Here is a 9,429-nt window from a genome sequence, read left to right as displayed (position 1 = left end):
CCCTACTCCCTACTCCCTACTCCCTACTCCCTACTCCCTACTCCCTACTCCCTAACAAAAAAAAATAGCCGCAGAAATACTATCCACGGCTAGATGAACCTTATGAATTCACATTTCGCACCATTCCAGACATGCTCCCATGGGAGCAGCCCCGATGGTTTGGCCAGGGGGCAAAGCCCCCCAGCAATTTAATAGCTTAACCCAGAGTTAGGTATTTGGTCATCATCGTAATAAATTCCCCAGGAAGTCCAGTCGGTTGCAGAGGAGTCCACTCGGAGATTTCCGCATAACCCAGTGCATAGAGGGTATGCATGGTGTTGATGATGCCCTTGCGGGAGCCCCTCAAAATATGCTGAACCGGGTATTTTTTGGGAAAGGATTCTTGAGGATTATTACTAGGAGTTATATCCTCGGGGTTAGTCTCTGGGTTTGGGCGAAATTCTGAATCCATAAGGTTCACCTTTTGCTTGTGGTTTGTATAATATAATCATAATGATTATATTATTAGTTGTCAAGGGTTTTTCTAAATTTTTTTTTGGGAGATAATTAAAGAAAATGTACAGTAACAAAATGGAAAGAGACGCTCTATTGAACGTCTCGAAAAAGCTATTCTTTTTTCGCAGTTATCATATCAGGTACGGGGTGCATCTCAATGCATACTATTTGACGTGGTGGTGCGTTACGGGACGGACTGTCCCAACACTTGCTATGGTTTGCGTCTTGGCGAGCCCGTCCCTAACACACCCTACGCCACTTTTTTACAAATATGAGATGCACCCTCAGGTACGCTTTTCAACTTCAAAGTCCCCCTTATTAAGGGGGATTTAGGGGGATCATTTTGTACCTTATGGGATATAGAATTGCTAGATTGTGACTATAGCTTTGTCCATAATTATTAGGTACATTTTGCCTTGAGTAGGGATCCCCCCTAACCCCCCTTAATAAGGGGGGAATCTTAATAAGGGGGGAATATGATTCACTGTTGCCTATTGCCTATTGCCTCTTGCCTCTTGCCTTGCGCGTAGCGATATAATCCTATTCTATTCCTTCAATCCTATCTTCAACCTCCTGATACAATTCGCGCAACAGCTGTAAATTACTCTCACTCGTTTCCCAATAGCCACGTCCATTAACTTCTAATAACGTAGAGACTACTTTACGGAAGGAATTGGGATTCAAATTCATTAACCGCTGACGCATTTCTTCATCCTGGATAAAGGTAGTATTCACATCTTCATAAACCCAGTTATCTACTGCATCAGCGGTTGCACTCCAACCCATAGTATTCACTAAACGTTTGGAAAGTTCACGAACCCCTTCATAGCCATGATTCAACATCCCTTCGTACCACTTGGGATTAAGTAATTTAGTCCGGGCATCTAAACGGACGGTTTCTGATAGGGTGCGAACCTGAGCATTAGCTGTAGTGGTATCAGCAATGTAAGCGGTTGGTTTCTTACCATCGTTGCGCAAGTTGGCTACTACTTTAGTGGGGTCAGAGTCAAAGTAATGAGAAACATCAGTTAGGCTAATTTCCGATGAATCAAGATTCTGGAAGGTAACATCAGCGGTTTTCAAGGCGGACTCAAAAATCTTCTGACTCTGTTCCATGGTGCCTGGGCTATCAGAAGAGAAGGCAAAGGATTTGCGACTGAGATACATATTCTGTAACTCGGATTCTTCTTCCCAGGTGCTGTTTTCTACAGCTAAATTAACATTGGAGGCATAGGAACCAGACGCATTGGAGAACACCCGAGTCGCCGCTTGCCGTAGATTAATCCCCATTTCTTGAGCTTGTTGCAAACTGTGTTTCCGCACAAAGTTCATTTCCAGGGGTTCATCGGCTTCTGCGGCCATTTTCACTGCTTGGTCTAGTAAATTCATCTGATTGATGAACAAATCCCGGAAGACACCGGAACAGTTTACTACCACATCAATCCGAGGACGACCTAACTCTTCTAAAGGAATTAGTTCTAATTTATTCACCCGTCCCAAGGCATCGGGCACTGGCTTAACCCCGACCATCCACAGAATTTGGGCTAGGGATTCGCCGTAGGTTTTAATATTATCCGTACCCCATAGCACACACGCAATGGTTTCTGGCCAAGCCCCATCATTATCTCGCTTTTGCCGTGCCAACAGTCGGTCTACTACGATTTTGGCAGATTTCACCGCTGCTAGGGTGGGAATGGATTGGGGGTCGAGGGCGTGAATATTCTTACCGGTCGGTAGCACATCGGGATTTCGGATCGGGTCACCACCAGGACCGGGCAGCACATATTCCCCATCTAAGGCTTGGAGCATTGCTCCTAGTTCATTATCTGCTACTATCTGCTGTAAACAGAATTCCAGATAGTCAAACAGAGGCTTGATCGCGTCGGAATCTACGTTGGTGTACCCAAGATTGTGCAAGGCTTCTACCCACGGTTCTTTTTTACCAAGGTTGAGGAAGTTGAGTTTAGAGACTGTAGAGACCCGTCCATCGCTGTCGATTTGAGCTTGAACCATAGCACTAACAGCAGCACGGGTAGCTTGGGTGATGTCTTGCAACAATTCCACATCGGCTAAGATGCCTTGGTCATTGTTGCTGTAAATTTCATCAATCTCTCGCTCAATACTGTTGGCAATAATCCGGGGTAAACCGATGATTTCGTCTTCGCTACGGTCTAAGTTAGCAATATTGACTAGCGTTGCGATCGCTTCTTCTGCAGTTGGTGGCTTACCAATCACATGCAACCCACAGGGTAACAACCTTGATTCAATTTCCATCAAACGGCGGTACACCTGACCTACCAACGTATCCCGTTCTTCGGCACTCAGGTCTTTGGCATCTTGCTCGGGCAAGGCAATATCTTGGTCAAGATTCACCAAGCGGCACTTATCCATAATGGTGTTAACAATGGGAACACCGCGCCCAGTATCTTTGAGAGTTTGATAAGACCCAATTAACTCACTGAGTTCCTTTAACCCTTTATACAATCCAGCATTTTCTGCCGGTGGGGTGAGATAGGATATGGTTTCAGCATAGCTGCGCCGCTTGGCAATGGTTGCTTCACTGGGATTATTGGCAGCATAGTAGTACAGATTGGGAATAGAACCAATTAAATTATCTGGATAACAGTCTCCAGACATCCCCATCTGTTTCCCTGGCATAAATTCTAGAGAGCCGTGGGTGCCGAAGTGCAGCACCGCATCCGCTTGCCAGATTTGTTCTAAATAGGTGTAATAAGCAGCAAAGCCATGGTGAGGACTTGCGGAACGGGAGAACAACAGTAGCATTGGGTCTCCTTCATACCCAAAGGTAGGTTGTACTCCAATGAATACATTCCCGAATTGCTTGCCGTAGATTAACAAATTTTGTCCATCACTATTAAGATGTCCTGGTGGTGGTCCCCAGTTTTCCTCTAAGCGAGTGGAGTAGGGAGTAAACCGTTCATACTCCATCACCGACATCCGGTGAGCAATATTCAATTCTGGACTAGCGTACTGAGCTTGGGCATCATGGATCACCTCTTGCATCAGTGTCTCAGCAGATTCCGGCAAGTCTTGGACATCATAACCATTGTGTTTCAGGGCTTCCATCACTTTATAGATGGAACCAAATACATCAAGATAGGCCGCTGACCCAACATTGCCTTTATCTGGGGGAAAGCTAAAGACTGTGATCGCAATTTTCTTATCAAGCTTGGGCTTACGGCGCAAATTCGCCCACTTCATGGCCCGTCGGGCTACTGATTCAATCCGGTCCTGTAACGCAATGGATTTTCCAGTTGCGCCATCCCGTCCGGATAGGATAATTGGTTCAATGGCACCATCCAGCTCTGGAATGGCAATTTGCAATGCTACTTGAATCGGGTGCAGTCCCAATTCACTATTTTCCCACTCTTCCGTAGTTTGGAAGACTAAGGGAAGTGTAACCATATAGGGGCGATTGAGGCGTTTTAATGATTCAATTGCTTTGGGATGGTCTTGCCGTGCTGGACCTCCTACTAGAGCAAAGCCGGTTAGAGATACCACAGCATCCACTAAGGGCACCACGGTTTTGCCATGTTCCTCAGAAAAATAGGTATCTACAGGTTTAGAGAAATCCAGACCACCTGCAAATATGGGAATCACCCTTGCTCCCATGGCTTCCAGTTCCTGCACCATGGCTACATAATGGGCATCATCCCCTGTAACTAGGTGAGTGCGTTGCAGGACTAAACCAATACAGGGAGCGAGGGGGTCTTTTAAGTCTGTTGAGATATCCTCACGGCTACTATACCAGTTCAGGTATTCCTTGACATCTTCAAACATTTGTGGTGCTAGAGGATGCCAAACCCCCATATCTGGGTAAACCACTGGGTCTTTGAATTGGACAGAGGTTTCGCTGTTTTTATTCTCGCGCTTAAATACATACTTATCTGCTAGCATCAGCAGGAAGTTTTCTAGGTTATCAGAAGACCCCCCTAGCCAATATTGGAAACTCAGCATGAAGTTGCGAGCATCCTGAGCTTTGTCCATAGGCATATACTTCAGGACTTTGGGTAAGGTCTGCAACAGCTTTAGCATACTGTCTTGGAAGGAAGACCCAGATTTTTTCTTGCGCTTACGCATGAATTGTGCGATCGCACTCTTGGATTGCCCCAAATTGGCCATGGAGAAGCTACCTAATTTATTCAGGCGCATCACTTTAGGCATTGATGGAAATACCACTGCGGCATCCAAGTGATCGCGATGGGGTTGTACAGCGGCTACTACCTTCTCGGCCAAGTCTTCTATAAAGATTAGTGACGCGATAAAGATATTCGCTTCTGCTATATCCCGTTGGAAGTCTTCATAGTTTTCTGGGTCACGGAGTTCCTCAATGAGGTAGCCGCTGATTTCAATAGCGATATCTGGTTGATTTTGATTGATTGAACGAACAGCAGCTGATAATGCACTTTGGTACTGCGGTTCTAGCACGACATAGACCACCTTCAGCAAATGACGCCCATTCAAGGCTTCCGGGGTGATGTGTCTAATGGTGGACTTGACGTGAGTGAACATGCGGCTAGGTCTCCTTCCTGATTATTCGTTATCTGTGCCTTACCTTGAGTGGCGGTAAGTGGTTGATCACCTTTGATAGTTTTGATCGTATTTAGATTTTATTGACAGATGTGCTATCGAACGTCTCTACCAGTGACCACTCACTCTTGGTTGGGATGGTTTTGTTTTGCCAACTAAAGAGTTTCTATCAAAAAACGTTGACTTTCAGGGAGTTCTAGCCGTTATCTGATACAATTCGATATAAAAATTACACTTTTTTGTAATATTCCTTAACACTTACTGAAGTGCTAAATCCGCTTAGCTTAAAAAAACTAAACAATAAAAATCCTTGACAAAAGTAATCTTAGTTGTATATATAAGGAGACTTTATAGATTGATAAAACTATTACTTATCGTTCCTCCTTAACTATTACTTAAGATTTGTCGGGCTTACGCAGTAAGTCCTGATTTATTGACACTCCCCGCCCGCTTATGAGCGGGGATTCTTAGATCTACGACCGGCCTTAAACCTCCGTATCCTTGCGGCAATACCTAAACCGAAACCCCGTCAAGACTAAGGTTCTAGTTCAGTTTACGAAAGACCCAGCGGGCTGGTCTCCTTAAGCGTTCAGTTACTTTTTGAGAAGTGCCTTATAGAGTCCGTTGCTTCCCTGTTTCACTTGGTTCCGGCGTGCCCCGCCGTACCGTTGTTTTCTCAAAGTGTTGTCTTGCTGGGTTCACACACCGATTGGTAGTCGATGGTTGGGTTTTTAAGGAGGATCTTCCCTACCCTCCGGGCATTACTACTTTAAGGTCAATAAGTTACGGGTCTCTCTCCCGGCTCAGCCTCGGTTTTTCAGCCTGTACCCTATACTTCAATTATACTATGGCGCTATATAATTGTCAACTAAAAGCCGTCCTAGAAGGACGGGGCTTTAAACCCAAAAATTTTGGTAATGTTTCAGTTGAGGTAAGCATTTAGCAGTCAGTGGTCAGCCGTCAGTGGTCAGCCGTCAGCCGTCAGCCGTCAGCCGTCAGCCGTCAGCCGTCAGCCGTCAGCCGTTTGCCTTTGGCTGAAAGCTGTTCGCGTAGCGCATAAGCTGAAAGCTGTTCGCGTAGCGTGTGCGTAGCACATAAGCTGATAACTGATAACTGAAAGCTGATAACTGATAGCTGATAGCTGATAGCTGATAGCTGATAACTGATAGCTGATAACTGATAGCAAGCCAGATAATCATAATCAGGAGTGGGGAAGAGTGCCAGCAGCAGATATTTTAGTTATGTCCAATGGCCCAGGAGAGTTGACCACCTGGGTGCGACCAGTGGTGAAGGCATTGCGGGAAACTCTAGGGAATGACCGTTCATTACTCCGGATATCGGTAGTGCTATCACCTTGCCCTCATGCCACAGGCAAAGAAGATGCGATCGCAAAATCCTACCCAGAAGTAGACCGGGTTCAGGCAGCAGAGGATTTTTTACCATTCTTGTTGTGGGGGAAGACAGCGGAAAACTGGGACTGGCATCCAAAAGGGGTTGTTCTATTCCTAGGCGGAGACCAATTTTTTCCAGTAGTGATTAGTAAGCGCTTAGGGTATCGCAGTGTGGTCTATGCCGAGTGGGATGCTCGTTGGTACCGCTGGATTGACCACTTTGGCGTGATGAAACCCGATATTATCGCTCAAGTGCCTAAGACCTATGCCCACAAATTCACCCTAGTAGGGGATTTAATGGCAGAGATTAGAGGGTTACAGGTTACTCAGGGGTTGAAGGTTAATCAGAAGTTACAGGTTACTCAGGGGTTACAGGTTGCAGGTTCTCAGGTTGCAGGTTCTCAGGTTACAGGTTCTCAGGTTAATCAGGGGTTACAGGTTACAGGTTCAACCGAAGATAACCTTGGCCAAAAGGCCACGCTACGCGAACAACATTCAACCCAACAACCTTCAACCAAAGATAACCTTGGCCAAAAGGCCACGCTACGCGAACAACCTTCAACCGAAGATAACCTTGGCCAAAAGGCCACGCTACGCGAACAACCTTCAACCAAAGATAACCTTGGCCAAAAGGCCACGCTACGCGAACAACCTTCAACCAAAGAAGATAACCTTCAACCTTCAACTGAAGTGATCGCACTATTACCAGGGTCAAAACCAGCCAAACTAGCTCAGGGAGTGCCTTTGTCTTTAGCGATCGCTGAACACATCCACAGGGCTAGACCCCAAACTCGCTTTGTGATTCCCGTTGCTCCCACCATAGATCTCAAAACATTAGCCAAATTTGCCAATCGAGATCACAATCCCATCATTAACAAGACAGGATGGTCAGAGGCACAACTTATATATAAAGTTGATAACGACTCGGTAATTAATCCAGGGTTACAGGTTAACGGGTTACAGGTTAACGGGTTACAGGTTAACGGGTTACAAGTTAACGGGTTACAGGTTAACGGGTTACAAGTTACAGGTTCAAACTCCGATAACCTTCAACCTAATAACCTTCAACCGTCTAACCTGCAACCTTCAACCCTTCAACCGTCTAACCTGCAACCTTCAACCCTTCAACCTTCAACCCTTCAACCTTCAACCCTTCAACCGTCTAACCTTCAACCTTCAACCCTTCAACCTTCAACCCTTCAACCTTCAACCCTTCAACCAGCTAACCTTCGACTATTCCTCAAAACCCGCAGTGGCTTGTGTGTAGAACTCTGGGAGTCCTTTCCGGCCTATGAGTTGTTATCCCAATGTTGTCTTTGCTTAACCACAGTGGGAGCGAATACCGCTGAGTTAGGGTCTTTGGCGGTACCAATGATTGTGCTGTTGCCGACGCAACAGTTAGATGCCATGCGGGCTTGGGATGGATTACCCGGTCTATTGGTCAAGTTACCAGGAGTAGGGTCTAGCGTCGCGAAAGTGATTAATTGGTTGGTGCTAGGGCAAAAGCGTCTGTTTGCATGGCCGAATATTTGGGCAAAAAGAGAAATTGTGCCAGAATTGGTAGGGAAGCTTGAGCCGGTTGAGGTTGCCCAACTTGCCCTAGACTATCTGGAGCATCCAGAAAAGTTGTCCGAAATGCGATCGCATCTCAAGAGTGTTCGCGGAAAACCAGGAGCTGCCCAAACCTTAGCTCAACTAGTTAAACAAGAACTTGAGAAAGACTGTCTATAATAATTATTATAATCATGAGGTACAAATTTGTGGCGAGTAGGGAGCAGGGAGCAGGTAAGAGGCAATAGGCAATAGGCATGCTAGACCCACCCCTAACCCCTCCCAGGAGGGGAAGGCAATAGGCAAGATGTAAAAAATAATGTGTACCTCATAGCTGTGATAAACGCTATATAAGTTACCTAAATCAATTCTGATAATTTTAGTTCCCTACTCCCTACTCCCTACTCCCTACACCCTACTCCCTACACCCTACTCCCTACTCCCTACTCCCTACACCCTACTCCCCACTTGAGCTTGACTTTGCCAGTTAGATAGGATTAAAATACTATTCCGCAATAGTATTTTAATTATGATTGTCGGTACAACACAAGCTGCATCTCTGCTGGGTATATCCTCTCAGCGACTGCGGATGCTATTAAGCAAAGATCGCATCAAAGGTGCCAAAAAAGTTGGTCGGTTTTGGCAGATTCCATTATATGATGGTGTCCCAGTGGTCACGGAAGGTCGTAGGGGACCAAAAGGTACATGGAATCAGGAGAAACATCTGGAAACTACCTATATCCACGTTAATGAGGAAGCGTTAAAGAACAATCACAAGAACCAGACATCGTTGCCAGTGTTTACTGTTAAACGGGGTGAGCGGACTCATTACTGTCATGAGGTAGAAATAGCAGGAGCCTGCCGACTGGTTTATCGACCCAATCAAGCTGAGTCTATTAGTGATTCGGTGTGGCTCCAAGTTGAGCCTAACGTTCCAGTGACTACTAAAGTGTTTACTGGTAGTGAGGACCTCGACGAGACATTAGAAGAATCTCAAGATAGCCTTGACGCAACAGTTCAGGAAGTTAGCTAAATTAAGAGCTATTTTTCAATAACGCTTGCTAGCAATACCTTTTAGCTTAAGCTTGCATTAAAAACCAAGCGCCAAGATTCAACAAACCTGTAATCAAACCACCAATAATCACTCCTTTTATCAATTCCCATCGTCCTAGCACTCTTAGCACAATTAATACTGGGATAACATAGACTAACTGAGCGATACCAATCATAGACAATATAAACAAATAAAACAGACCATCATAACCCGTAGATTGTTGAACAATAATCCAACAACTAATAGCTATTACTAGGTTTATAAAAATAACGGCTAAACTGCCGATTACAAGAGGATTTTTATGATTAATGCTGCGCATATCACATGATATAGTAGGGAATCGGGAATCGGGAATCGGGAATCGGGAATCGGGAATCGGGAATCGGG

Annotated in this window: 5 protein-coding genes and 1 pseudogene; 3 read left to right on the top strand and 3 right to left on the bottom strand. The window is 45.4% G+C overall.

Translation table 11 applies throughout. The annotated features are described in order from the left end of the window. Window positions 1-196: 196 nt before the first annotated feature. Both AC4II3_RS28470 and AC4II3_RS28465 read right to left on the bottom strand, forming a co-directional pair. Entirely contained in the window at window positions 197-451 is a 255-nt protein-coding gene (locus tag AC4II3_RS28470; protein ID WP_488017203.1) for a hypothetical protein, read from the bottom strand. 584 nt (window positions 452-1,035) lie between these two features. Then, window positions 1,036-5,028, bottom strand: a complete 3,993-nt coding sequence (locus AC4II3_RS28465; protein ID WP_488029692.1) for a magnesium chelatase subunit H — start codon at window positions 5,026-5,028, stop codon at window positions 1,036-1,038. Between the two features lie 1,259 nt (window positions 5,029-6,287). On the opposite strand from AC4II3_RS28465, the pseudogene AC4II3_RS28460 reads away from it, so the two are divergent. The 3 genes and pseudogenes from AC4II3_RS28460 to AC4II3_RS28450 form a co-directional block, all read left to right on the top strand. Then, a pseudogene (locus AC4II3_RS28460) lies at window positions 6,288-6,744 on the top strand (lipid-A-disaccharide synthase); the annotation flags it as partial. Further along, complete coding sequence (locus tag AC4II3_RS28455) at window positions 6,735-8,168, top strand: hypothetical protein (protein WP_488029695.1); 1,434 nt, start codon at window positions 6,735-6,737, stop codon at window positions 8,166-8,168. The pseudogene AC4II3_RS28460 and the gene AC4II3_RS28455, both read left to right, overlap by 10 nt. 349 nt (window positions 8,169-8,517) lie before the next feature. Continuing rightward, window positions 8,518-9,021: a DNA-binding protein gene (locus AC4II3_RS28450; RefSeq protein WP_488015635.1), complete on the top strand. Its 504-nt coding sequence runs from the start codon at window positions 8,518-8,520 to the stop codon at window positions 9,019-9,021. A 46-nt stretch (window positions 9,022-9,067) separates the two neighbouring features. Here AC4II3_RS28450 and AC4II3_RS28445 read toward each other — a convergent pair. Next, a partial coding sequence (locus tag AC4II3_RS28445; RefSeq protein WP_488015633.1) for a hypothetical protein occupies window positions 9,068-9,429 on the bottom strand: 362 nt, incomplete at its 5' end.

The organism is Moorena sp., from assembly GCF_982860115.1.
This window is presented reverse-complemented; position numbering and strand designations above follow the sequence as displayed.